The sequence below is a fragment of the Halopseudomonas salina genome, from assembly GCF_008641105.1.
Window position 1 is genome coordinate 344,248 of the sequence record NZ_VTTI01000002.1, and the last position, 22,893, is coordinate 367,140.

Genomic DNA, 22,893 nt, shown 5'->3' on the forward strand with positions numbered 1-22,893 from the left:
CACCTCGGAAAGGACTTAAACGGTGAATTATCTATTCAGCTTTATCCTGATCTGCCTCTTTCTGTTTCTAGGTGGATTATTTCTCTTCACACTATTTGTAGCCATGCGTGTGCGCATGGGTCTTCCTCCGGAGGGCCGCTTTGTCACCATCATGGGCAACCGCATGCACTACCTAGAGCAAGGCAAGGGCCAGCCCATACTCATGATCCATGGCCTTGGCGGGGTAGCGCAGAACTTCAGCTACAGCGTCATGGGTCAGATGGCCAAGACCCACCGGGTTATTGCCATTGACCGTCCGGGCAGTGGTTACTCGGTACGGCATCCACAGTCATCCGCCTCCCTGGCCGTCCAGGCTGACGTGGTGGCAGGTCTGATCGACGCCCTGAAGCTCGACAAGCCGTTGATTGTTGGTCATTCACTTGGCGGCGCAGTCGCCCTGGCCACCGCATTGCGGCATCCCGAAAAGGTTTCCCGACTGGCACTGGTTGCACCCTTGACCCACATGCCAACGGAGACCTCAAAGGCTTTTGCTGCGCTGGCTATCACCTGGCCCTGGCTGCGCCGTCTGGTGGCCTGGACGCTGGCCACACCGATGTCGATCCTGCAGCGGGAAAAGGTACTGGATATTGTTTTTGGCCCCGAGAGCGTGCCCAAGGACTTTCCGGTACGTGGCGGCGGCTTGCTGGGTTTGCGTCCGAGCCAATTCATCTCCGCCTCGGAAGACATGAACGCCCTGCCCGATGCCCTGCCGATGATGCAGCAGCAATACGCAACCATGACGTTGCCGGTGGCCGTTCTTTATGGTCGCCAGGACCGTATCCTGGACTACCGCGAGCAGGGTGAGGCCATGGCAGCGGCAGCGCCCAATGCCGCGCTGGAGCTGATCGATGGCGGGCATATGTTGCCGATTACCCAACCAGATGTGACTGCAGACTTCATTCGACGCCAGGCAGCCCTATAAAGCAGCCTGGCGCTTCCTGCTCGTTTGCAGGGTGCGCCAGGTTGACCAGGAGTAAAGACCCAGTGCCAGCCAGATCAGCGCAAAACTGGCTATCTGAATTCCGGTAATCGACTCCCCGAACACCAACAACGCAATCAGAAACTGCATGCTCGGATTGATGTACATCAGAAATCCGACAGTTGCCAGCCGTAACCGCCGGGCTGCTCCGGCAAAAGCCAAAAGCGGTATCGCGGTAATCACCCCACTGGCCATCAGCAACATAGTGGTGCGCACATCGCCATCCATGCTCGACTGCCCCATCTGAAACATTCCCGCCAGCACCAGCAACGCCAAAGGCAGCAATAACAGCGTTTCCACAAACAGCCCCGACAGACCATCAAGCAGTATCTGTTTGCGCAGCAGGCCGTAGGTACCAAAGCTCAACGCCAGAATCAGACTGATCCAGGGCATGGTACCCAGCACGACAAGCTGCAGCAGTATGGCTGCTCCCGCAAGCAGAACAGCCACACCCTGCAATGGCTCCATTCGCTCGCGCAGTATCAGCATGCCAAGGGCGACGTTCACCAGAGGAGTCAGGAAATAACCCAGGCTGGCCTGTAGTACATGGTGGGTCTCCACCGCATAGATGTAGACGCCCCAGTTGATCGCAATCAGCACAGCGCAGCCCAGCACTCGGCCCAACCGACCCGGCCGGGACAGCGCTTCTCTGACGGGCTGCCAGCGGCGCATGAGGGTGATGACCACGGCAAGGAATACGCAGGACCAGATGATGCGATGGATCAGCACTTCAAAGGCCGGCACCCCTTCGAACAAGGCGAAGAACAGGGGGAAGCAGCCCCAAATCGTGTACGCACCCACGCCGTAGGCTATGCCCTGGCTGTTGTCTGAAAGCTTTGCGACCATACAGGCCTCGATTGGGGGCGGTCAGGAGAGATTGTGTTTCTGATCCAGAAGTAGTCGCACGCGGCGGCTCAGTTCATCCAGGCTGAAGGGTTTGGTCAACAGACGGGTATGGGGTTGTCGGGTAGCTTGCTCCAGGCTCTTGTCCGCAGCAAACCCGGTGACGAATAATACCTTGAGTTCAGGCAATCGGGAACGCAGCTTTTCCGCCAGGTCACGGCCACTCATCGAACCGGGCAGACCCACGTCTGTTACCAGCACGTCCAGAGATTCCATGCTCAGCGCCTGTGCCAAGCCATCAGCACCATCAACGGCTGCTATCACCTGATATCCCAGGTCTTCCAGAACCTCAACCATCAGTTCCCGCACTGACTGCTCATCATCGACCACCAGAATGCTTTCCCCCTGGGCCGTGGGCGTTTCATGGGTATCCGGCTTGCCTTCAATCACCGTCTCCTTGCCCGCCTGGCGTGGAAAATACAAAGTAACTGTGGTGCCAAGCCCAGGTTTACTGTGGATTCTTGCCTGCCCCCCAGATTGCTGGGTAAAACCGTAGACCATGGAAAGACCCAGGCCGGTTCCCTCGCTGATGTTCTTTGTCGTAAAAAACGGGTCGAAAGCCCTGGCCGCCACATCAGGCGCCATGCCTTCACCGTTATCGGTAACCGAAACCCCGATATAGTCGCCTGGCGGAAGATCGCGCAACAACGCCAGCTCGCCATCAATGACGTGATGGCTGATCTCGATGACCAGGTCACCTCCCCCAGGCATCGCATCCCGGGCATTGATCGCCAGATTAACCACGGCATTTTCCAACTGGCCTGGATCACAAAGAATCGTATCCTCGCACCCCAGGCGACATTCAAGATGAATACTCGGACCCACAGTACGACTTATCAGGTCCTCCAGCTCGGCTACGGTTCTGGCTGGCTGAATGATGCGCGGTGCCAATGACTGTTGCCTGGAAAAAGCCAGCAGCCGATGGGTTAATGCCGCAGCCCGTTTCACTGACGACAGGGCCATTTCACTGTATCGCTCGAGCCCTTCAGTGCGACCTGAACTGACCCGCATGTGAATCACCTCAAGGCTGCCACTGATACCCGCCAAAAGATTGTTGAAATCGTGGGCGATACCGCCTGTGAGCTGTCCCACCGCCTTGAGCTTTTCGCTTTGTAGTAACTGTTCCTCGGCCTTGCGGCGATCCGAGGCTTCGGTATTCAGCGCCTCGACGGCCTGCTGCAGTTCGATTGTTCTCTCTGCTACCCGCTGCTCCAGCTCGGTTTGCCCCCGCCTCAAAGCCTCACGGACAAGTATCTGTTCGTTGATATTGGTAAAAGTACCTACCCACTCGATCAGATGCTCGCCATCTCCCTCCACCGGGGTGGCGCGTGCTTGAAACCATTCATAACAGTTATCACTGGGGTTCCAGACACGGCAATCAAAACTGATAGCACCGTCCGATGCGGCATGGCCCCAACCCTCCATGGCTACCTTGCGATCATCCGGGTGCAAAGCGTCCAGCCAACCCAGTCCCATACTGCTTTCCGGGGTAAGTTGAGTGTGCTCCAGCCACTGGCCGCTGGCCCAGGTCCAGTTACCGCGTGCAGCAGAGCGCCAGACCAGCTGGGGAATCGCATCGATAAGAGAACGGAGTCTGCGCTCGCTCTGGCCCAGAGCTTCTTCCGCTACTTTGCGTTCCGAAACGTTGATTACAAATTCGAAAGCCAGGTCTTCATTAAGCTTCTTCGCAGCAAACAGCGCCCACCACCGGGTGCCATCCTTACGAATGTATTGTTTTTCGTAGGGCGTGGTTTCGCCGCGCGCCTTGAGTTCGGCAAAGGCCCTGTTTGAATCGAGCATCCACTCCGACGGCGTAAGACGCTGCCAGGTGAGGTCGCCGGCGAGAAGCTCATCACGGGTGTAACGGGACATCGCCAGAAACGCATTATTGGCATCGATTATGCGACCGCTCATGTCGAAATAAATGACACCAATCGCTTCTACATCCAACGCCCTGCGAAGACGATATTCGCCCCGCCCACTAGACAGTTCTTTCCAGAGGTCCAGTTGCGGGCCTGCATCCGAAACAGCTTCCGTTACAGCCTGAATACCCGGAGAAGGCGGCTGCGCTTTATCTTCCTTTGGTGTATCCGTCATTCGCCTACCGTATCTATACCAAGCGAGCCAAATACTGGAATTTAGCCATTGACCCAAGAGGAACACAACCTTCAACGGGGATACAGTTCATAGCTCACCCCCCCTGGAAAGTGATCTTCAAGCGCATATCTGGGACGCCAACGTCGCTCGAAGGTTCGACGCACGATTGCACTTTATTGATCCAGCTTGAATCGCCGCAAACGTAACGAATTGGTCAACACGAAGATGCTTGAAAGACTCATTGCGCCAGCCGCCAGCATCGGATTCAGCAGAAAACCGGCTACCGGATAGAGCACGCCCGCAGCGACCGGTATCAACGCGAGGTTATAGCCGTACGCCCAGAAAAAATTGCCCAGAATGGTGCTGCGAGTCCGTCGCGATAACGCGGCAGCATTGACGATGCCGCGCAGATCACCACGCATCAGGACTACGTCACCCGCCTCGATAGCCACATCAGTACCCGTGCCTATGGCGATCCCCACATTGGCCTGCGCCAGCGCGGGCGCATCGTTGATGCCATCCCCCACAAAGGCCACACGCTTACCCTGTTCCTGCAAACGCTTCACTTCCTCCGCTTTTTCCTGGGGCAACACTTCGGCGAGCACACGCTCGATACCTACCTGACGCGCTATCGCCTCCGCGGTAATCCGGTTATCGCCCGTCAGCATGGCAACCTCCAGCCCCATGGACTTGAGTTCCGCCACAGCCTCGACCGAGCCCTCCTTGAGCGGATCCGCCACCGCGATGATAACCGCCAGACTGTGATCCACTGCTGCATAAAAAGGCGTTTTACCCTGTTGTGCAAGCGCCCTTGCCTGCTCCTCGGCAGCTGCCAGGCCAATGCCCAGGCGCTCCATATAGCGATCTGCGCCAATATGAATCTGGCGTCCGGCCACCTGTGCCTCGATGCCATAGCCCGGCTCGTTGTTGAAGCCGGAGACGCTGGGCAGCGTCAGGCCGCCAGCCTTCGCAGCGCTGACAATGGCTTCGCCAATCGGATGTTCGCTTTGTGCCTCCACAGCCGCCACCCAGCTCAGCACTTCATTGTGATCGCCCTCCATCACTACGAAATCAGTAAGCTCCGGGCGTCCCTGGGTCAGGGTGCCGGTTTTATCGAGCACCACCGTATCCATCTTCGCCAGGGTTTCCAGAGCGGCGCCCCGTCGGAACAGCACACCCATCTCCGCACCCTTGCCGGTGCTGACCATAATTGCCGTGGGCGTTGCCAGCCCCATTGCGCAGGGGCAGGCGATCAGCAGAACACTCACACCGGTCACAAAGGCAAACGACAACGTTGGCTCGGGGCCAAACAGGTACCAGACCGCAAAGGTGATGATTGCGATCAGGATGACTATGGGTACAAAAATACCGGCTATCTTGTCAGCCAGTTGCTGGATCGGTGGCTTGTCAGCCTGAGCCTGCTCGACCATCTTCACTATCTGCGACAAGACGGTATCGCCGCCTATCCGCGTCACTCTGAACACCAGGGAACCGTTCTTGTTGATGGTACCGCCCACTACCTCGGAGCCAACTTCCTTGGATACGGGCACCGGCTCACCACTGATCATCGATTCATCGACGTAGGACTGACCTTCCTCCACCTCCCCGTCTACCGGGATTCGATCGCCCGGCCGAACCTGAATCCGATCCCCTGCCACAACGCTCTCGATCGCGATTTCCACCGGCTCACCGTCGCGTATTACCCGGGCTGTCTTGGCCTGCAGGCTGAGCAATTTCTTGATGGCTTGGGAAGTACGCCCCTTGGCTATATGCTCGAAATAGCGGCCCAAGAGAATCAGGGTCACGATCACTGCGGCTGCTTCGAAATAGCTGCCCGCGGTGCCGGCCGGGAATATACCCGGCGCCAGAAAGGCAACAACGGAATAGAAATACGCCGCGCTCGAGCCAATCATTACCAGGCTGTTCATACCCGGATTGAAATGCTTGAGCTCGGCAAAACCGCTGCGGAAGAAGCGTGCGCCAGCATAAAAGAGCACCGGCGTGGTCAACAGCCACTCGATCCCCATCCAGCCGCGATGGGACATGATGCTAGTAAAGAAGGTATCCAGCCCAGGCAACATCTTGCCCATGGAGATAAATACAATGGGGATGGTCAACGCTGCAGCAAACAGCATCCGGTTACGCAGCTCCCGGCCTTCGTGATCCTGGGTATCCACCACAGAGCCGGTCGTTTCGGCCTGCTGCGGCTCATAACCCGCACCACGTATCGCCTGGTGCAATTGATGCAGCGTGACCATCTCGGGCAGAAAGGTCACCGAAGCCTTCTGGGTGGTGAGATTGACGCTTGCCTGCAGCACGCCAGCCAGTTGGCCTATGGCCTTCTCGACCCGTGACACGCAGGAACCACAGGACATACCCTGCACCATGAGATCCACGCTCTGGGTGACCGGCGTGTAGCCCGCGCCCTCAATTGCCCGGATCACTGCCGCCGCATCGGTTTGCCCGTCAAAAGTCACCTGGGCCTTTGCTGTTGCCAGGTTAACCTGGGCGCTGGTGACGCCAGGCTCGCTGGCCAGTGCGCGTTCCACGCGGCCCACACACGAGCCGCAGGACATGCCGTTGATGCCGATTTCGATACTCTCACTCATAAAAACTCCCACCTACGTAATCAGGCATTGTCTGCAATGGCTTCGACAATCGGGCAACCCGCAACCGCGCCTTCGCCGGAACACTCATCAACGGTTTTTGCCAGCACCGCTTCTATGCGGCGCAGGCTCTGAATCTGACTCCGAATCTTCTGCAATTTCTCCGCGGCAATACGCTTGGCCTCGGCGCGATCACCGTTGGCATCCTGCAGCGTCAGCAGCTCACGTACCTCATCCAGGGTGAAACCCCATTGCTTGGCATGCACGATGAACTGCAAGCGATCAGCAGCCTCATGGGGATAGCGCCGATAGTTGGATTCGGTTCGCCGCGGCTCCGGCATCAAGCCCTGCTGCTCGTAGAAACGGATAGTTTGCGTCGCCACTCCGCTGGCAGTCGCAAGCTCGCCGATGCTGAATGTTTTCATCAATCCTTCTCCTATCTGGAGGTCAACATCTACACCATAACCTTAAAGACAACTTTAGGGTCAAGCATCTTGTCGAACTTGCCGGGCCGATGAGCTGTCCAAGAAGAACAGCAACCCTGGTTCATATGTATTCAAGAGAGGTCACATCATGAAAACAGCGACACCTTTACTGTCCACTGCGGCATTGGCCCTGGCACTGCTGATAGCATCACCGGCCTTTGCAGAGGATGAGAACATGACGGAAGCAGAAGCCCAGAGCTACTCCCGGGACTTGCTTGAGCCCGAAGAGGACCGCGCAGGTCTGGACAATATCCGTGACGAGCGTGAGGAGGTTCGTGATGAAGATCGCCCAGAGGAAGACAGCGGCGATTACCCGGATGACAACTCAGAGATAGAGATCGAAGAACAGGACTGACAAGCAACCTGCAGCCGGCTAATGTGCCGGCTGTTGCCTACCCTACGCGGGTCGACAATTTGTGCACCCCGACAACATCCCCGTTCCATATCATTTCGTAATGCGCGGTTTGCACCACAGATGAGACCTGTCTGGGGGTCAGCAAACCCCAGCACACGCCGCCAGCCTGCCTGACCGAGTGATACCGAATGCCGGTCGCGCCCGCGGCAAAGGCGCTGCGGCCCAGCATACGGGCAGCGTCGTAGGCGGTTGGCGAATACACCGGATCCGTGTACGGAACACTCAGCGCATCCAGAGTACCGGCCTCGTCAAACCGCGCGGTCAGCCCCCTGAAAACAAAGCGCTCATAGCGCAGGGCCGGCACATTCGCCCAATAGACCTGCTGGTGATAACGCACCTCGGCTATCGCGGTTTCCATGCAGTCGGCCAGATACAGCACACCGAAAGATCCATCACTGAAACGCGACCCATCAGGATTTACATGGGTAAAAGGCGCAGCAGCGTAGGAGCAGCCCTGAATACCAAAAGGAATGTCGGCCCTGGGGATCAACTCCAACCGCCCTGCCTGGTTCGCCAGGCGCGGATTGGTCAGGGCCTGCAGCGCGTAAAGCTCCTCGAACTCATCGGCGCTGGCCACATCATCAAATATCGCGATGGGCGGAAACTTCGAATTCACCAGGCGATAACCACGCACCAGCCCCGCTGGCAGGACTGGCAGATCCCGTACCGCTACCACTGACTACCACGCAGCACGTCAATGCGGCGGAAGGTTTCATATACAGCGACAATATCTCCCCCGCCCATGACTTCCAGTGGCGAGCGGCCCAGAAAGAACGCATTGTCGTTCGGCATCCGCATAAAACCGTAGAGGTTGTCGGGGTTGTCGAAGATCGTGCGCAGCGCTGCGTGAATGTTGAGCACAAAGCTCACACGGGTCAGTTGGTCACGGTCCAGACTGATGGACGCCAGGCCATCCTTGCGCTTGGCCCGCGCGTAGGTGCTATGCGACACCCGCAATATTGCCTCACCCTGCTCCCCGGTTGCGCCCCATCTGTCGAGGATAGCAACAGCGGTGCGCAGACCCGTGGCCGATGCTGTCTTGTCGGGGTTTAAAGCTGGAGCTGCTTGCATGGAATAACTCGATAAATAAATGTACTCACAGATACTAGTTCTGGTTTTTTATATTTGCAAATATAAATACAGCTCTATTTTTGTTCGCGCATGGATAGATCGCACAAGCAATTCCCGAGACCTGACCCGAGTTGCTCAAGAGGACAACGGCCCCTCATTCTGTCGAACTCGACAACAAACTGTTTCAGAGCCTGGAAGAGGTCTTGGCGATCCAGCGCGCAAACAATACAATCGTACAACCGGCGCCTACAGAGCAATGCCTGTTGGGACTGATTTGGCCGGATCACTAATAATAACAAAAGCACCTATTGCCGCTGATCAGGAAAACCGATGTCCGATAATGCACCAACGGACCGCATGAAAATCGACGTAGCCGAGCTGACTATAGGCATGTATGTGGTCGAGCTTGATCGTCCCTGGACAGAGACCAGTTTTCTGTTCCAAGGTTTCCGTATTCGTCAGCAGCAAGAAATTCGCTTACTCCAGCAGATATGCAAATACGTGTGGGTGGATTCCAGGCGGATCCGTGGCGTTAAAAAGCAGACAATCGAAAGTCATGCCCAGTCCGTAGACACACAGCCCATCATTAGCAAAATCAGTTTTAGCCACGAAATTGAACAGGCCTCACCCGCCTGGAATACAGCGCGGGAGGAATCTTTACGCATCCTCGAATCAGTCAGGCTGGGCCAGGAGCTGGACGTCACGGCGGTCAAGGCCGTGGTCAAGGAATGCGTAGACAGCATTCTGCGCAATCCCGCAGCGATGCTATGGCTGGCCCGCATCAAGAACAGCGATCACTACACTGCCGAGCACTCCCTGAGAGTTGCCATGCTCGCCATTGCTCTCGGCAAGGAACTGGGCCTGGCCTCTTATCAGTTGGAGCAGATAGGCGTCTGCGGCATGCTGCATGATGTGGGCAAACTCAAGGTACCTAGCGAAATACTCAACAAGCCCGGCGCCCTCACCGCCGAAGAGCTGCGTGTGATGCAAAGCCACGCCATCGAGGGCCGTAGACTGTTGATGAGCAACGAACAGATTACGCCCGCCACTGTCGATGTCGCCTACTCTCACCATGAACGCCTGGATGGCAGAGGTTATCCGCGCGGCCTGGATGCCGGCAAGATTCCCTACTTCGCCAAAATCATTGCCGTCGTTGACGCTTACGACGCCATCAACAGTGACCGGATCTACAGCAAGGGACGGTCCAATCTGGAATCACTGAGAATACTGCATGACTCAGCCAACAGCCATTTCGATGAGGGCATTGTCGGCCACTTCATTCGCCTGATGGGCATCTACCCGCCGGGCGAAATTGTCGAGCTGGCAAATGGTGAAGTCGGCATCATCATAGGCTGCGCACCCGGCAACAAACTCAGACCGAAAATACTACGCGTACTCAACACCAAAAAGGAACTCTGCAAGGAAGTGGTCATCGACCTGGCACTGACCACAACCGACAGCGGAGGAAAGTCTTGCCGAATCAAGGAAGTACACAGCAGCGGCGCATTCGGCATTGATATTGATGCGTACCGGCGCAAAGGGTTGCTTATCCCAACCGACCTGTGAAGCGAGCTCGGAACGCTGTTGTCAGGCTGAGTCGCGCCGCCAGACCGTCGCCAGCCACGGTTGCTGATCGCGCGGCAAGCCAGCCGGCCGGTAGTAATGCTCAATCTCGATAAAGCCCGCGGCCTGCAAAAATGCCCTCCAGGTGTCCAGCCGGTAATAGGCGGCATACCTATCCCCCGTCCAGCCTTCCTGATCATCGCCCCGAGGGTTGGAGCAGAACAGCACCCCGCCGGGCTTCAGGGCCTGGTGTAACTGGCGTAATGCAGCCGGCAAAATCCTGCTGGGAATATGAAATAGTGTTGCGTTCGCGAAAATTCCGTCAAACCACTGCACTGGCAGGTCCAGAGCAAGAAAATCCTGCAGCCATACTTCGCAGCCAGTGTCCTGCCGTGCCATCTCGACGAAGCGCTCGCAACCATCCAGCCCAACCGGCACGTGCCCCATCGCCTTGAAAATACGCAGATCCCGCCCAGGCCCACAGCCCAAATCCAGAATCTGCAGCGGTGCAGGTGTGTGAATATTGCGCAGCAATGCATCAATGTTCTGGCTCACATCGTGATCCCTGGTACCCTCGCGAAAGTCTTCGGCATTCTGCTGATAATGCTTGATAGTCTCTCGTGCCAGCATGTTCAAGTTGGAACGGGTATCACCAGCGAATTGCGCATGGTCAAAGCGTTTTGGGTCGCGGATATCAGACATGGACTGGCTTGGCTCCTAAGGGGCAGAGAGCCCAGAGTAACGCGCCGGAGATCTTGATGGCCAACGGCTAGTGAGCGCAGCCACCAATCATCTGCAGCTGGCACACCATAACTGGTCCCACCTGGTGGTGTAACTGGGGCTTTTCAGTTCCCGCTTCATACCCCAGCCTGGCGCGATCGGTACCCGAGCCGGACGCAGCGTGCCCCTGCCCCATCGGCCGTTGATTTCATCCAGCACACTCATGACCTTTGCGGCGGCGACAGGCTGCACTTCAGCAAAGAGGTCATCGGTAAACTCCCCCCGCTGTCTCAAGTCCAGAAGCATGATCTCGGCCTTGGCGTAGGCGTGACCCGCGCGAAAGATCGCGTCCAGCCCCTGCAGTGCAGCGCGAACAATCAGCCGGGTATCGTCGGAGGGGTATGGCAATTCACAGACAATGCCCCTGGCAAACTTGGCTTCCTCGGGATTGAACATGCCGGTGCGAATCGCTACCCGAATCCGCTTACACAGCGATCCTTGGGCCCGCAGCTTCTCGCAGGCCCGTGCAGCGTAGGTAGCGACCGCCTCCCTGATAGGCTCTATTTCGTATAAACGCTGACCGAAAGCCCGGCTGCTGCAGATTTCCTGCTTGGCGGGCGCAGCTTCTTCCAGCGCCAGGCACGGCGTACCCCGTAGCTCCCTGGCGGTCTTTTCGATCACCACAGAGAACTGCTTGCGTAGCAACCAGGCGTCCGCCTGCGCCAGATCCCACGCAGTCTTGATCCCCATGGCAGTCAAATGCTCATTCATCCGCCGGCCCACACCCCATACTTCGTCAACCGGCATCACCTTCAACAGCTTGTCGCGCCGCTGCGGATCACAGATATCCAGCACACCGCCATTCTGTTTTTGCCAGCGCTTGGCACCGGCATTCGCCAGCTTGGCCAGTGTTTTCGTTTGCGCAATGCCCACTCCGGTGGGGATACCCGTCAACTTCAATACCTGCGCGCGGATCTCACGGCCCAGCTTCTCCCGCTGATCAATTCCTGTCAGATCGGCAAAAGCTTCATCAATCGAATAAACCTCGAGCGCCGGCACAAGACTTTCGATCACGGTCATTACGCGCTCGCTGATATCGCCATAAAGGGCGTAATTGCTACTGAAGGCCAGAACACCGTTGCGCTGCAACGCACCCTTGATCTGATGATAGGGCTCTCCCATCTTCACAAAGGGCTTGGCATCTGCACTCCTCGCAATAACGCAGCCGTCATTGTTGCTTAGCACCACGATTGGTACCCGATTCAGGTCCGGCCGGAATACTCGCTCGCAGGACGCGTAGAAGGAGTTGCAATCAATCAGCGCAAAAACCTGCTCAACCATGGCTACGGTGCCTCCGGATGCTGTCGGTGACTACGCCCCAGATCAGCAGGTCATCGCCCTCTAGTACATAGCGTGGAGGGTATTTGGGGTTCTCCGAGAGCAGAATGACCTCCTCCCCGCGCAGGGCTAATCGCTTGACGAAGGTCTCGCCATTGATCGCTGCAATGACCACGTCGCCATGGCGGCCGGACAACGCCCGACTCACCACCAACACATCCCCATCCAGAATGCCTGCCCCCGTCATGCTGTCTCCATCGGCACGCACAAGATAGGTGTGCGGTGCATCGATATCCAGCAGCTCATCCAGTGACAGGGTCTGCTCCATATGGTCCTGGGCCGGGGACGGGAAGCCGGCCGGAACGCGAGCGGAAAAAAAAGGCAGCTCACTCTCGGAGATGCCCACAGGGCCTAAAATGGTGACGGTGCTCATACTCAATAACCTTTCACGTATGCTGTATATGCATACAGTAAACGAAATCAGGGATCGAGGGTCAAAGAAAGGTGTAACTGACAGACAGGCGGAACAACATCGTGCGACGCTTGACGCAGTCTCAGGCACGGATGCGCTATCTAAGCTATGACCCCACCTCTCACGGAGGCAGCATTTTTGCTATCTCTTTTCGAAACTAAATCTATTCTTTAAATACGATAAACATCACGCTATTTCTGGCAAGCTGGCCTACTGGATATAGTAGACAAGTGCTTAAAGGCAGCGGACATACGATGCACGACAATTTTCTCGATAAGCTCGCGACTACAATCACTGACAGCCAGGACCTGGAGAGCCTTGCGCGCCCTCTTTTGGCGATACTGCAGGAAATTACCGACCTGGAGTCGACTTTTCTGACGTCGGTCGATCTCCAGCGAAATGAGCTGACACTGGTTTACACCCACAACACCAGCAGCCTGCAGATTCCTGAAGGGCGCATCAATCCCTGGTGCGATACCCTGTGCAAAAGGGCCATGGATGATGGCGTCATTCACACCGACGCGGCGCATCAGCTATGGCCTGACAACGCCATCGGTCGAGAGCTGGGGATTGTCACTTACCTGAGCGAGCCACTATGCACCAGCGACGGTGAGCTCTACGGCACCCTATGCGGGGCGAGCAGTTCACAGCGCAAGATCAGTAGCAGGAGTCGTCGATTACTGTCCATGTTTGGCCGATTACTGATCCAGCAGATAGAGCGCGAACGCCTGATAGCCCAGCTGCAAGTGGAGAATCAGCGGTTCAGTAAAGCCGCCCTGCAAGATCCATTGACCAGAATACCCAATCGCCGGGCCATGGAGCAGGAGCTCACCCGCACTCTGGCAAATGCCTCACGCAACCAACTGCAAACCCACCTTGCCTTTATCGATCTGGATGATTTCAAAGCCATCAACGACCGTTACGGACATGATTTCGGCGACCGCTTTCTGCTTGAAATCAGCGCCAATCTGACAAACAGGCTGCGGGAAGGTGACTTTGTTGCCCGCTACGGTGGTGATGAATTCGTGTTCTTTTGCGCTACAGCCCAAGGCAGTAGTGAAAGCCAGCGTCAGGCAATAACTGATCGCCTGAGATCGCTGACGCAGGGCCGTTTCAAAATCGAAGACATTGAACTGGACTACGCAGGACCCAGCATAGGCGTAGTCAGTGCCTTGCCTAACGAGTCCGGCAACCAACTGCTGGCGCGCGCCGACCGGGTAATGTATGACCAGAAAGCCGCTCGAAAAACCGCCTCCGGCAGCGAGCAGCAATGAACAGAGTCGAGTTGGTCAGACAATCGGTGGAACTGCATCTAAACGACATCCGTGACCTGCTGGCAATGCGGCTTTCCTTTCCGCCTGACCAGATGGTGGTCAGCATCGAGAAAGAAATCCAGGACCTGTACACCTACCCCGAAAGACTTGAAACGAGCCACCGGGATGAGTGGCAATCCATTGCCGTCAAGGCTCTGCATCGGCATGGCTTTACAGCCGCCGGGCAAACGGATCAGCAGAGCCTGGATGCCTATCTCGGATTTCTCCGGGATGAAATGATTCCACGGTGCATTCAGGATCACCTGAAGCTGTTCCAATCACTGGACGAAGTGCTGGCGATACAGCAATCGGAGAATACGATCATCTTTCCTGATCCGAGACGGCGGGCCTTGATGCGGATGATCTGGCCAAAAGGTAAATAATACGCCTCGGAGTGTTCGGCAGTCTTACCTCGGCTGATCCACTGCCGCCAGGTTCATCTCCGCAAGCACTCTGTCTACCGCCGCCAAGGCGCCCTCCATATAACCGCCCTGCTCAACCGCAGCCTCACTACCAATCAAACGCATCTTGTCTCTCCACAACGCGGCAAACACAAAGCCGGCATCCAGGGCACCATGCTCGCCAGATGAGACCCGGTCCTGATCGGTCGCTGTATAGGGGTCGGCCGCCCAGTCATAAAAAGCATCTTCAACAGGATCTGCTGCCTGCTCACCAAATAACCGCATCAGTTGCGCACGACAGGCAGCTTTAACCTCAGACGCTGTCAGGCCTGTCCGTTGAGCCGCATTGATCCCGAAAAATCCGAACAAGGCAGCGCCCTTTTCGTTTCCGGCATCATGAATCTCGGTCAAGGGACCTATGCGACTGAAAGCGTCACCCGATAGCCCAGCCTCACGCCAAAACGGCTTGCCATAGTGAGCAACATATTTGGCGTGAGCAGCCATCCAGGTCGGAACCGCCATAAGCATCTGCAAATCACGCTCAGGCAGAGAGGGGCTGAACTGGATACCGGCTGCCAGCCGAGGCGGCAGCGCCAGCCATATATGCGTGTATGTCTGTGATGGGTCCGGGGTATCAGCAAACACGAGGCGTATTGCCTGCCCGTCCAGACTCGCGGCCTTCAGTGCAGCGCTCAGATGCAGATGTGCCGGCGGTAACAGGTCCGTGAGTGCAGCCACCAGTTCACAGGTGCCACCCTCGACACGCATTGACGTATTGCCGGACAAATAGCCTGCGCGCCGAACCACCCCGACGGCACGGTCCTCCAGCATCGTCGCTCCTGCAGTGTATTGCTCAAACACCGGCAAACCCAACTCAGTCACCAGGGCGTGCATACGTGGTTGAAAATCCGGCCAGAACCAGGACGGACCAAGATCAAAGCCACCCGATTCAGTAGCAAGGATGCGACCGCCAAGCCGATTACGCGCTTCAAAAAGATCAAAAGCCACACCCAGCCGGTCCAGACGGTAAGCAGCATAAAGCCCCGCCAGGCCCCCGCCAATAATGGCAATTCTTGCTTCAGTCATGGATCACCTCGGACGGGAAAAGAATGGACTTTGGCTGATTGACGATCTGATGACACCTTGCTTAATCCAGGCCGTCGATCTTAATGCAAACAGTGAAAGCTGCAACTCAATCGCCCAGGCATGGAAATTTCCAGCAACCAGAAACTCCACAAGCCAATCCCACTCTAAAGTAGGGTAATAGTCGTAATACGGCATCTAAACAGCATCTGCGCCCCAGCGATGTGGATGACTGAGAAACTGCAAAAGAGTGAGGACGATATGGAAGATCCAAAAACAGTTGTAAAAAAAGAGCCACGCAAGAGTCTGATCGTGCTTTTTGTCATGAGTATCATCAGCATAGTGCTCGGTGCCATCATCACATTTGCTTCAAGCGGCAATCAGAACGGTATGGGAGGCGGCGCCGGATACGTCATGATCATCGGCGGCATCATCGCGATGGCTATTTACATTTACGGCCGCAAGACCGGTCGGCCCTGAACACGGGGGCCAGTATTGTCTTGCGACCCGCACTCGAAACTGCAACCAGCCACCGGCATGGCTAGCGTAAATGTATGTAAAGATACCTTTACAATGCAGTTTTTATGTTCATTTTACTGTCTGATGAGTAATCCCCGCGCTGCAGGATGCACCCGACGCTGGTATGTATGCGGTCTGCCCAAGGCGAGACAATTCAAATGAACATACTTCGTAGTATCGCCCTTGTGGGCATTTCAAGCCTGTTGCTTGGTGGCTGTGCCAACAACCCCTATGCCAGCCCGAACGACTCCCTGCACCCGCAACATGCTCAGGTATACCCCGCGCAGCCACGGGTGATAGTCGTGCAGCCAAACCGGCAAGCCTATGGCCAATCGTCGCGCATCTACAGCCAGCAGGGTCAAGTGCAGCAATACGACTACTACCCTGGCACACAGCGTCAGCAGCCGAGGCACTCTCAGCAGTGGTCGCAGCAATATCAACACCCCAGGCACGGCCAGCAGCCCCGACATGACAGGTACGACAGGCACGACAAGTACAACCAGCACCGTGATCGCAACAAGTACGACCAACACAATGATCGCTGGTCGCAGCACCAGCGCCCCGATCAACGGCGTAATGACCAGTACCAACGCCCGGATTATCGCGCTCAACAGGAGCGGTACAAGGAGCAGCGTAACCGGGAGCGTGAGAATTGGGAGCGTAACCGCGACCGCATGCTCGACAATTCCAGGCAACAGCAGCATCAAAGGGATCCGCGGAACGATCAGCACCGTAACTACGGTAGCGGTATTCGCCAGCAACGGGCAGAGCGCTATTAATCAGCCGCGCAACTTTCCTGAGCGCAAAAAAAGAGGGCGCGATGCGCCCTCTGGTTAGCCACTTATGGAGTGACCGGTTTTACATCCTGTCTGTCCACCATATCCTTGCCCAGTCGGGTCCAGGTCAGCAGGAAGCACAGACCGCTGGCAGCATACAGGCAGGCCATTATGACCATGGAGGTTTGCAGGCTTTGCGCGTAGACCTGGCCACAAACGTCCTGCAGGTTCTGGTCGAGCTGACCTAGCACGGCGGGGTGACACTGATTGCGCGCCAGTTCGCCAGCCGCGACCCCGAGCTCTGCGACGCCGGAGTTGAAGAAGATGTCGGAGACGGCACCAATGAACAGCGGGCCGAAGCCATAGCCAAGCAGGTTGACGAGAAGCAGCATCACTGCCGTGGCCATGGCGCGCACGCGCATGCTGACCACACCTTGGCCGATCGTGTACTGAGCGGCCAGGTAGCCGTACTTCACAAAGCCGCCGATGACCAGGCCGATTGCAGCGTAGAGCAGGTTGTCAGTGGTGAAGGCGAAAATGTAGAAAGGAACCGACAGTGTCAGGCCCATCGCCGGTACCCAGGCGATGGCGCCCGGGTGCTTCTTGTAGATCCTGGTCGCTAGCCAACCGGTGGCGAAGGTGCCTACCGCCGCGGACAGGGCTACCGGGGTGTTGATCCATATCGCCGCCTGACCAGCAGTGATCTCGTAGGTGCGAACCAGAAAGAGCGACTGGAACGAAGAGATACCGTAACCGCAGAACGCGGCAATGGTGGCGCCGGCGGTCATCAGCCAGAAAGCAGGCTTGCCCATCAGCTCGTGGATAGCCTCGCCCAGGCTTGCGCGCTCTTTCTGCTCGGCTTGCGCCGGATCGGTGTAGCCGCGTGGCGGCTCCTTGACCGTCAATTTGAAAACAAGGGCGACCAGCAAGCCCGGCAAACCGACGACGAAAAAGGCGGTGCGCCAGTCGAACATGTCGGTAACCCAGCCGCCAATCAGGTTGGCGAACATGGTGCCAAGTGTTACGCCCATGGCGTAGAAGCCCAGCGCCTGGGATCGTTCACGCGGGATAAAATAGTCAGCGATCAGGGAGTTGGCTGGCGGCGTGCAGCCCGCCTCGCCGATACCCACGCCGACGCGACACATCAGCAGGATCCAGAACGCGCCGATGGTTACCGAGCCGATGGTGACTTCCGTCGCCAGGCCGCAGAGCGCCGTCATCAGCGACCACAAGGCCACGCAGACGGTCATGATCCACACACGATTGGCGACGTCAGCAAAGCGCGCTAGCGGAATGCCCACGGCGGTATAGAGCAAGGCGAAACCGAAGCCAGTGAGAAGGCCAAACTGAGTGTCGGTAATCCCGAGGTCCGGCACCAGATCGGGGCCTACAACCGCTAGCAGGGCGCGGTCGACGAAATTCAAGATATAGATAAGTGTCAGCGCAAAAAGCACATAATTGCGGTACGACTTGGAGCCGTAGCCGACCAAGTGGCCTTGGGCTCCCCCTACTCCGGCAGTGGTGCCTCTCATGGATAATTCCTTTCTAAGTACGTTGTTATTAGTAGACGCGGACTGTAATCGCGCGCCGATATTACTCGCCCACCAAGCTCGCTAGTGTATCCACATAACGGGGCCGTTGCCGCACAGAATTTTTGAGTCTGACTCACGGGTCATATTTCCCCAATGCGTGACAAAACAGCGCAGCGGCCGAGCTGTCTGGCCCGCGAGCTAGACAGCTATCCTGAAGACCTGACGCCTATCCATGAAGGAAATGGCAATGTATCAATGCGGAGTGATACTGAAATTCAGTCAAAGACCCTATGCAGACAATTCATGCGTCATCAATGTTCAATCTGCCCCCCGATTTTGCCCACCGATTTCGTTATTCCAGGAAAAACAGTAATGAGCCCAAACCGGTCACCCTTTTGGGTGTTGGTTTTTCAAAGACCACGCTTATAGACTGCCGCAATTACACGTAGCCAGAGTGCTACTCGGCGCAATCAGCCCATTATTTCGAGCACCGACCATGACCCCGACAGACACTTCTTTCAACAAGCGCCTGATACTCTCTTTGCTGATTTTAGCTGTCTGCATAATAGGCATCAGCCTGATCTGGCTGAACGTCGCGCGTCCAAGCAGCTCGGTGGCAGATTCTGTTAGTCAGGAGCACCATGACCCCCGCTTGCAAATCGACAAGCTCCTTGACCTCGCCAATCGGAATCGGGAGCTCGCCCGGGCTGCGGTGCAATACAATCCGAGCAACTCGGAAGCGCAATTTATTACCGAACCCTTTTCATCCCTTCGTCCGCAGCTCGAGCGCAACCTGCAGGAGCTGAATGAGATTACAACCGCCTATTCAGCTTCTGCCGTGACCGACCAAGAGCGGCTATTGCTCAACACTGTCGTCACTGACCTGCAGGCTTTAACCGAGAAAGGGCTAAAACCTGTGTTCGAGGCGGCTGAAAGCAACCGTTTCGAGGACGCCATACATTTGTATTACCGCGAACTGGAACCCGCTTTTTCGCAGTATCGCAAAAGTATCGATTTACTCAAACGGCTGCATCCTGAAGCAGTGGTACAAGGGTAAAGGCCCGATAAAATACGGTTTTCTGTATGGCTTAATGAATACCCATACAGTTGGCGTAATAGCTAGTCGTAGCCGGCCAGTCAGAGAAAATGCCGATCACACCCACCTCCCGAGCCAGAACGTCAATCACGTTCATCACATCACCGTCATTATTGATGGCGTCGGTCACACTCTGGTAGTACCAGCCGCCACCCTCCTCCAGCGGACCACTGCGCTCTACGGTCCAGGCGATCATGTCCAGGCCGGCGGCACGGGCGTTCCGGGCGTACTCTGAAGGCACCATCTCCTGCTGGTCATTGAGGGTAAGCAGCTTCCAGATGGCCGGGGCGATGATTCTCACACCCTGGGCCTTGAGACTCTCCATATAGGCCAGCGAGGAGGTTTCCGGGGTAATGGCCTCCTGGTCCAGAAACACTGCCTGGCGGCCGAACTCAGGCGTCTCGTTCACCCAGAACAGCACGTCGTCCAGCAGAAACGACTGCGGCCACACGTCCCGTGGCGTGACGTCGGCATCGATATAGTCCTGAATCATCTGGCGAGCATAATCCTGCTGCGTGTAATCGCCCTCGTAGGGCATGTCGACCACCGGCGTCTTCAGCTCCGGTGTCATCTTCACCCCCAACGTCTTGAACAGTTCGATACTTTCCCGGTGGCTCAACAGCCTGCCCCGGCTGGCGTAAAGATCGGTACGCCAGTTGGCGGTGCCACCCACGTACTCCTCGGGCGTGGTCGCCATGGCATTGGAGGCGTCCATCTTGCCTTCCAGCGATTTGAACTCCTCCAGAGTGATGTCACTGGTACGGCACTCAGCCTTGGCAGGCAGGCCGGATGCTGGATCCGCGGGTACAAAGGGCTGGGTGCACTTGGCGTTCAATTCGGGGATGGTGACAATATTGGTAGTGGTATGCAGGTCATTCTGGGCATGGCGGCAGACCAGCTCGCGGTCGGCGGTAAACGCCACGTCGCATTCCACAATGCCAGCACCCATCCGAGCAGCTGCCACATAGGACTCCATGGTGTGCTCCGGAAACTGCAGCGGCGCCCCCCTGTGCCCGATGGAAAAATCCGAACGATTCAGGCCCTTCCCCTCACAGCGCTCGAGCCTTTCCTTGAGGGGGCCTTCATCCATGTCGTCCACCAGCCAGGCCGGACGTGGGCCCAGCTGAACACCAGCGTGCCGCTGACTCAGGTCGTTGACACTATCCCGATCCCGGATATGAGTGGCACAACCCGGTAATACACATAAGCCCGCCAACAGAATCGCTACACCTGATCTGCATGCTGTCATGGTTTCCTCCTGGCAAGGCCCAAGTGGGAAATATCCTCAGTATCTACAAACCACATGACATGGGAGTGATCATTCCACGCAACTGTCTTCGTCAGGCCATCAAGCCATCCCTTATGGCCCATAAATCGTCTTATCAACACATATAAAAGGCGCCATAAGCGCCAAGATACATTGCGTTTATTCCGCGGTGCATCTTTTTCTGCGTCCGGCCCGTAATGGCTTATGTCCGAGACAGTTGCGAACAGCGAGACGGTTTGCCGCTCTGGTGAAGCAGGGCCTGATCCGCCCTCTCCAGCGGACAGCATCAAACAAAAACAAAATCAGGAGAAGCAAATGTCCCATCTATCGAGACGGTTAGTAACCGCAACAGGTTCATTGCTGGTACTTGCAGCCCTACCTGCAGCAGTCAGTGCCGGCCTGCTTGGCGGCCTTCTGGGCACATCCAGTGATTCCACCAACAGCACGTCCACCACACCGGCAGCATCAAGCGCCAAGGGTAGCTTCAGCCTCCCCTTTGCCGAGCCGACCATCATTGTGGATGGACAGGTCATCGAAACGGATGAAAAGTGTATTACACGCAATGATGGTATGGATGAATGCAAACCGGCTGCCGGCACCATGGCACTGCTCAAGGACGGACGGTTGTTGTATCTCAATGCCCTGGAAGGCACCGAGAACGTCGAGCTTTCAATCGTGGCCGAGTTTGGCGAAGTGTCAGTCAATGACCAGACCCGCGTCCTGTCGCTCGACGATAACGATACCCCCTCCTGGCTCAAGCCCTCTCCGCTGGATGCCGGAGCCAACCCGGATGGAAACGACAGCACCACCCTGCTAAACGGCACCTTTCTTGACGGTCTGATAGATACCGCTGACAACACCAGCGACAACGATGGTGCTCTGTTCTGCTCCGACGTGATCGGACTGGCAAACGGCAACGTCATGGCGGTCGGCGGCACCGACTACTATTCAGAGCCAGGCATTGACGGCCTGCCCCTGGGCGCGGCAGAGCTAGAGGGCATAAAAAACTCGCGCATTTTTGATCCTGAAACCAACACCTGGACTCAAAGCGGTGACATGCACTTCGGTCGCTGGTACCCCTCACTGGTGACACTGGGCAATGGCAACGTGTTCGTTGCCAGCGGCGTAACCAAGCTGCTCAAACCGGTCTACCCGGAAGATCCGATCAACAGCGGGCGCAACGTCGTTCAAACCGAAACGTACAATCCGTGTACCCGGACCTGGACGCTGAACCCGACAACCGCAGACCGATCGTTTCCGCTGTATCCACGGATGCACCTGCTACCCAACGGCCACGTGTTCTACAACGCCGGCGGCCAGGCCTTCAATCCCTTTGGTCAAGGCTACGACCAGGCGCTGTGGAATATCACCGCCAGCTATAACCCCGCCACGCAGCGCTGGACGGACATTGGCTATGCCGGACTGCCGCTTCGGCTGGACGAGGTCGGCCTGGGCCAGCTCGGCAGCACCTTGAACATCAGCAACCTGTCCCTTTCGCAGGCAACCTCCTTCCTCGGCGATGTGCTCTCCGCCCCCGAGACGCTCATAGAAAACGGTCTGGATCTCGGCGTGTCTGACGAAAGCTTGCAGATGGCTATTGCCGGAGGCATGCGTGGGTCAACCTCGTCCACCATGCTGCCGCTCAAGCCCAATGCCAACGGGGAATACACCGACATCGAACTGCTCACCGCGGGAGGGGTGCCCAGTTATGGTGTTTTGACCAACCCGGGCGGTTATCTGCCCACTGCCCAGAGTCGTATCGATCGCATCAGCACCAATGGTGATCAGATCGACTATGAGTCCCGTCTCACAGGCCCTCTGAATCAGCCACGCTGGTACGGCACCAATGTGCTAATGCCTGACGGCAGCGTTACCGTATTCAGCGGCGGCGACCGGGACGGTGTAGTAGGCCCAGGGCTGGAGGGTCCTATCCGTACCGCAGAGCGCTTCGACCCAGAAACCGGTACATGGACAGAGATGGCCACTGGTCACCGGGCCCGCACCTATCACAACACAGCCGTGCTCATGGAAGACGGTCGTGTAATGGTTGCCGGTCACTCGCCGATCAACACCGCCTACCTGACCTTTGTGGACCTGCAGGGCCTGGGACTGGCCCCCTATGACGGCCGTGATCCGAGCTTCGAGATCTACACGCCGCCCTACGCAATGCGCAGTGACCGCCCGCAGATTCAACGTGCGCCGAGCAGTCTGACCATCG

General features: G+C 56.9%; 21 protein-coding genes. 9 read left to right on the forward strand and 12 right to left on the reverse strand.

Features of this window, described 5'->3' with window-relative positions:
* Positions 1-22 precede the first annotated feature (22 nt).
* Positions 23-961 carry an alpha/beta fold hydrolase gene (locus FZF01_RS04980; protein WP_223825396.1) on the forward strand — a complete coding sequence of 313 codons (939 nt, stop codon included), beginning with the start codon at positions 23-25 and terminating at the stop codon, positions 959-961.
* On the opposite strand, the gene rarD is transcribed toward FZF01_RS04980, so the two are convergent.
* The 4 genes from rarD to FZF01_RS05000 all read right to left on the reverse strand — a co-directional run bounded on the left by rarD (position 956) and on the right by FZF01_RS05000 (position 7,049).
* Positions 956-1,864: an EamA family transporter RarD gene (gene rarD, locus FZF01_RS04985; RefSeq protein WP_150277034.1), complete on the reverse strand. Its 909-nt coding sequence runs from the start codon at positions 1,862-1,864 to the stop codon at positions 956-958. The genes FZF01_RS04980 and rarD overlap by 6 nt on opposite strands.
* A 21-nt stretch (positions 1,865-1,885) precedes the next feature.
* The gene (locus FZF01_RS04990) at positions 1,886-4,018 is read right to left on the reverse strand and encodes a hybrid sensor histidine kinase/response regulator (RefSeq protein ID WP_150277035.1); all 2,133 of its coding nucleotides are present in this window, start codon (positions 4,016-4,018) and stop codon (positions 1,886-1,888) included.
* Positions 4,019-4,191: 173 nt separating this feature from the next.
* On the reverse strand, positions 4,192-6,627 hold the full coding sequence (locus FZF01_RS04995) for a heavy metal translocating P-type ATPase (RefSeq protein ID WP_150277036.1): 2,436 nt from the start codon (positions 6,625-6,627) through the stop codon (positions 4,192-4,194).
* Positions 6,628-6,647: 20 nt separating this feature from the next.
* Complete coding sequence (locus FZF01_RS05000; RefSeq protein WP_150277037.1) at positions 6,648-7,049, reverse strand: MerR family transcriptional regulator; 402 nt, start codon at positions 7,047-7,049, stop codon at positions 6,648-6,650.
* A gap of 148 nt (positions 7,050-7,197) precedes the next feature.
* On the opposite strand from FZF01_RS05000, the gene FZF01_RS05005 reads away from it, so the two are divergent.
* Positions 7,198-7,464 (forward strand): hypothetical protein, encoded by a 267-nt coding sequence (locus tag FZF01_RS05005; RefSeq protein WP_150277038.1) that lies wholly within the window; start codon positions 7,198-7,200, stop codon positions 7,462-7,464.
* Positions 7,465-7,501: 37 nt separating this feature from the next.
* On the opposite strand, the gene FZF01_RS05010 is transcribed toward FZF01_RS05005, so the two are convergent.
* Together FZF01_RS05010 and FZF01_RS05015 are read right to left on the reverse strand one after the other, a co-directional pair.
* On the reverse strand, positions 7,502-8,200 hold the full coding sequence (locus FZF01_RS05010; RefSeq protein ID WP_150277039.1) for an RES family NAD+ phosphorylase: 699 nt from the start codon (positions 8,198-8,200) through the stop codon (positions 7,502-7,504).
* Entirely contained in the window at positions 8,194-8,595 is a 402-nt protein-coding gene (locus FZF01_RS05015; protein WP_150277040.1) for an antitoxin Xre/MbcA/ParS toxin-binding domain-containing protein, read from the reverse strand. The genes FZF01_RS05010 and FZF01_RS05015 overlap by 7 nt, the downstream gene beginning before the upstream one ends.
* 330 nt (positions 8,596-8,925) lie before the next feature.
* On the opposite strand from FZF01_RS05015, the gene FZF01_RS05020 reads away from it, so the two are divergent.
* The gene (locus tag FZF01_RS05020; protein WP_223825397.1) at positions 8,926-10,161 is read left to right on the forward strand and encodes an HD-GYP domain-containing protein; all 1,236 of its coding nucleotides are present in this window, start codon (positions 8,926-8,928) and stop codon (positions 10,159-10,161) included.
* A 21-nt stretch (positions 10,162-10,182) separates the two neighbouring features.
* Here FZF01_RS05020 and FZF01_RS05025 read toward each other — a convergent pair whose 3' ends face one another.
* The 3 genes from FZF01_RS05025 to FZF01_RS05035 form a co-directional block, all read right to left on the reverse strand.
* Positions 10,183-10,788 carry a class I SAM-dependent methyltransferase gene (locus FZF01_RS05025; RefSeq protein WP_223825408.1) on the reverse strand — a complete coding sequence of 202 codons (606 nt, stop codon included), beginning with the start codon at positions 10,786-10,788 and terminating at the stop codon, positions 10,183-10,185.
* A gap of 159 nt (positions 10,789-10,947) precedes the next feature.
* Entirely contained in the window at positions 10,948-12,219 is a 1,272-nt protein-coding gene (gene umuC, locus FZF01_RS05030; protein ID WP_150277042.1) for a translesion error-prone DNA polymerase V subunit UmuC, read from the reverse strand.
* On the reverse strand, positions 12,212-12,649 hold the full coding sequence (locus tag FZF01_RS05035; protein WP_150277043.1) for a LexA family protein: 438 nt from the start codon (positions 12,647-12,649) through the stop codon (positions 12,212-12,214). The genes umuC and FZF01_RS05035 overlap by 8 nt, the downstream gene beginning before the upstream one ends.
* A gap of 293 nt (positions 12,650-12,942) precedes the next feature.
* Here FZF01_RS05035 and FZF01_RS05040 point away from each other — a divergent pair, with 293 nt between their 5' ends.
* Both FZF01_RS05040 and FZF01_RS05045 read left to right on the forward strand, forming a co-directional pair.
* Positions 12,943-13,962 carry a sensor domain-containing diguanylate cyclase gene (locus tag FZF01_RS05040; RefSeq protein WP_150277044.1) on the forward strand — a complete coding sequence of 340 codons (1,020 nt, stop codon included), beginning with the start codon at positions 12,943-12,945 and terminating at the stop codon, positions 13,960-13,962.
* Entirely contained in the window at positions 13,959-14,384 is a 426-nt protein-coding gene (locus FZF01_RS05045; protein ID WP_150277045.1) for a hypothetical protein, read from the forward strand. The genes FZF01_RS05040 and FZF01_RS05045 overlap by 4 nt, the downstream gene beginning before the upstream one ends.
* 24 nt (positions 14,385-14,408) lie before the next feature.
* Here FZF01_RS05045 and FZF01_RS05050 read toward each other — a convergent pair whose 3' ends face one another.
* On the reverse strand, positions 14,409-15,488 hold the full coding sequence (locus FZF01_RS05050) for a flavin monoamine oxidase family protein (protein ID WP_150277046.1): 1,080 nt from the start codon (positions 15,486-15,488) through the stop codon (positions 14,409-14,411).
* A 225-nt stretch (positions 15,489-15,713) separates the two neighbouring features.
* Here FZF01_RS05050 and FZF01_RS05055 point away from each other — a divergent pair, with 225 nt between their 5' ends.
* Together FZF01_RS05055 and FZF01_RS05060 are read left to right on the forward strand one after the other, a co-directional pair.
* Positions 15,714-15,965 carry a hypothetical protein gene (locus FZF01_RS05055; RefSeq protein WP_223825398.1) on the forward strand — a complete coding sequence of 84 codons (252 nt, stop codon included), beginning with the start codon at positions 15,714-15,716 and terminating at the stop codon, positions 15,963-15,965.
* 197 nt (positions 15,966-16,162) lie between these two features.
* Entirely contained in the window at positions 16,163-16,783 is a 621-nt protein-coding gene (locus tag FZF01_RS05060; RefSeq protein WP_150277047.1) for a hypothetical protein, read from the forward strand.
* A 62-nt stretch (positions 16,784-16,845) separates the two neighbouring features.
* Here FZF01_RS05060 and FZF01_RS05065 read toward each other — a convergent pair whose 3' ends face one another.
* Positions 16,846-18,312, reverse strand: a complete 1,467-nt coding sequence (locus FZF01_RS05065) for a spinster family MFS transporter (protein ID WP_150277048.1) — start codon at positions 18,310-18,312, stop codon at positions 16,846-16,848.
* Positions 18,313-18,808: 496 nt separating this feature from the next.
* On the opposite strand from FZF01_RS05065, the gene FZF01_RS05070 reads away from it, so the two are divergent.
* On the forward strand, positions 18,809-19,369 hold the full coding sequence (locus FZF01_RS05070) for a Tar ligand binding domain-containing protein (protein ID WP_150277049.1): 561 nt from the start codon (positions 18,809-18,811) through the stop codon (positions 19,367-19,369).
* A gap of 31 nt (positions 19,370-19,400) precedes the next feature.
* On the opposite strand, the gene FZF01_RS05075 is transcribed toward FZF01_RS05070, so the two are convergent.
* Entirely contained in the window at positions 19,401-20,657 is a 1,257-nt protein-coding gene (locus FZF01_RS05075; RefSeq protein WP_150277050.1) for a glycerophosphodiester phosphodiesterase family protein, read from the reverse strand.
* A 333-nt stretch (positions 20,658-20,990) separates the two neighbouring features.
* On the opposite strand from FZF01_RS05075, the gene FZF01_RS05080 reads away from it, so the two are divergent.
* Positions 20,991-22,893 (forward strand): Kelch repeat-containing protein (locus FZF01_RS05080; protein WP_223825399.1); only part of this gene is annotated, 1,903 nt, incomplete at its 3' end.

What these genes read in the sequence shown, in the direction of transcription:
- rarD (WP_150277034.1), bottom strand. Translation starts at nt 1,864, where the DNA reads ATGGTCGCAAAGCTTTCAGACAACAGCCAGGGCATAGCCTACGGCGTG.
- FZF01_RS04990 (WP_150277035.1), bottom strand. Translation starts at nt 4,018, where the DNA reads ATGACGGATACACCAAAGGAAGATAAAGCGCAGCCGCCTTCTCCGGGT.
- FZF01_RS04995 (WP_150277036.1), bottom strand. Translation starts at nt 6,627, where the DNA reads ATGAGTGAGAGTATCGAAATCGGCATCAACGGCATGTCCTGCGGCTCG.
- FZF01_RS05000 (WP_150277037.1), bottom strand. Translation starts at nt 7,049, where the DNA reads ATGAAAACATTCAGCATCGGCGAGCTTGCGACTGCCAGCGGAGTGGCG.
- FZF01_RS05005 (WP_150277038.1), top strand. Translation starts at nt 7,198, where the DNA reads ATGAAAACAGCGACACCTTTACTGTCCACTGCGGCATTGGCCCTGGCA.
- FZF01_RS05015 (WP_150277040.1), bottom strand. Translation starts at nt 8,595, where the DNA reads ATGCAAGCAGCTCCAGCTTTAAACCCCGACAAGACAGCATCGGCCACG.
- FZF01_RS05020 (WP_223825397.1), top strand. Translation starts at nt 8,926, where the DNA reads ATGTCCGATAATGCACCAACGGACCGCATGAAAATCGACGTAGCCGAG.
- FZF01_RS05025 (WP_223825408.1), bottom strand. Translation starts at nt 10,788, where the DNA reads ATGCTGGCACGAGAGACTATCAAGCATTATCAGCAGAATGCCGAAGAC.
- umuC (WP_150277042.1), bottom strand. Translation starts at nt 12,219, where the DNA reads ATGGTTGAGCAGGTTTTTGCGCTGATTGATTGCAACTCCTTCTACGCG.
- FZF01_RS05035 (WP_150277043.1), bottom strand. Translation starts at nt 12,649, where the DNA reads ATGAGCACCGTCACCATTTTAGGCCCTGTGGGCATCTCCGAGAGTGAG.
- FZF01_RS05040 (WP_150277044.1), top strand. Translation starts at nt 12,943, where the DNA reads ATGCACGACAATTTTCTCGATAAGCTCGCGACTACAATCACTGACAGC.
- FZF01_RS05045 (WP_150277045.1), top strand. Translation starts at nt 13,959, where the DNA reads ATGAACAGAGTCGAGTTGGTCAGACAATCGGTGGAACTGCATCTAAAC.
- FZF01_RS05050 (WP_150277046.1), bottom strand. Translation starts at nt 15,488, where the DNA reads ATGACTGAAGCAAGAATTGCCATTATTGGCGGGGGCCTGGCGGGGCTT.
- FZF01_RS05055 (WP_223825398.1), top strand. Translation starts at nt 15,714, where the DNA reads ATGACTGAGAAACTGCAAAAGAGTGAGGACGATATGGAAGATCCAAAA.
- FZF01_RS05060 (WP_150277047.1), top strand. Translation starts at nt 16,163, where the DNA reads ATGAACATACTTCGTAGTATCGCCCTTGTGGGCATTTCAAGCCTGTTG.
- FZF01_RS05065 (WP_150277048.1), bottom strand. Translation starts at nt 18,312, where the DNA reads ATGAGAGGCACCACTGCCGGAGTAGGGGGAGCCCAAGGCCACTTGGTC.
- FZF01_RS05070 (WP_150277049.1), top strand. Translation starts at nt 18,809, where the DNA reads ATGACCCCGACAGACACTTCTTTCAACAAGCGCCTGATACTCTCTTTG.
- FZF01_RS05075 (WP_150277050.1), bottom strand. Translation starts at nt 20,657, where the DNA reads ATGACAGCATGCAGATCAGGTGTAGCGATTCTGTTGGCGGGCTTATGT.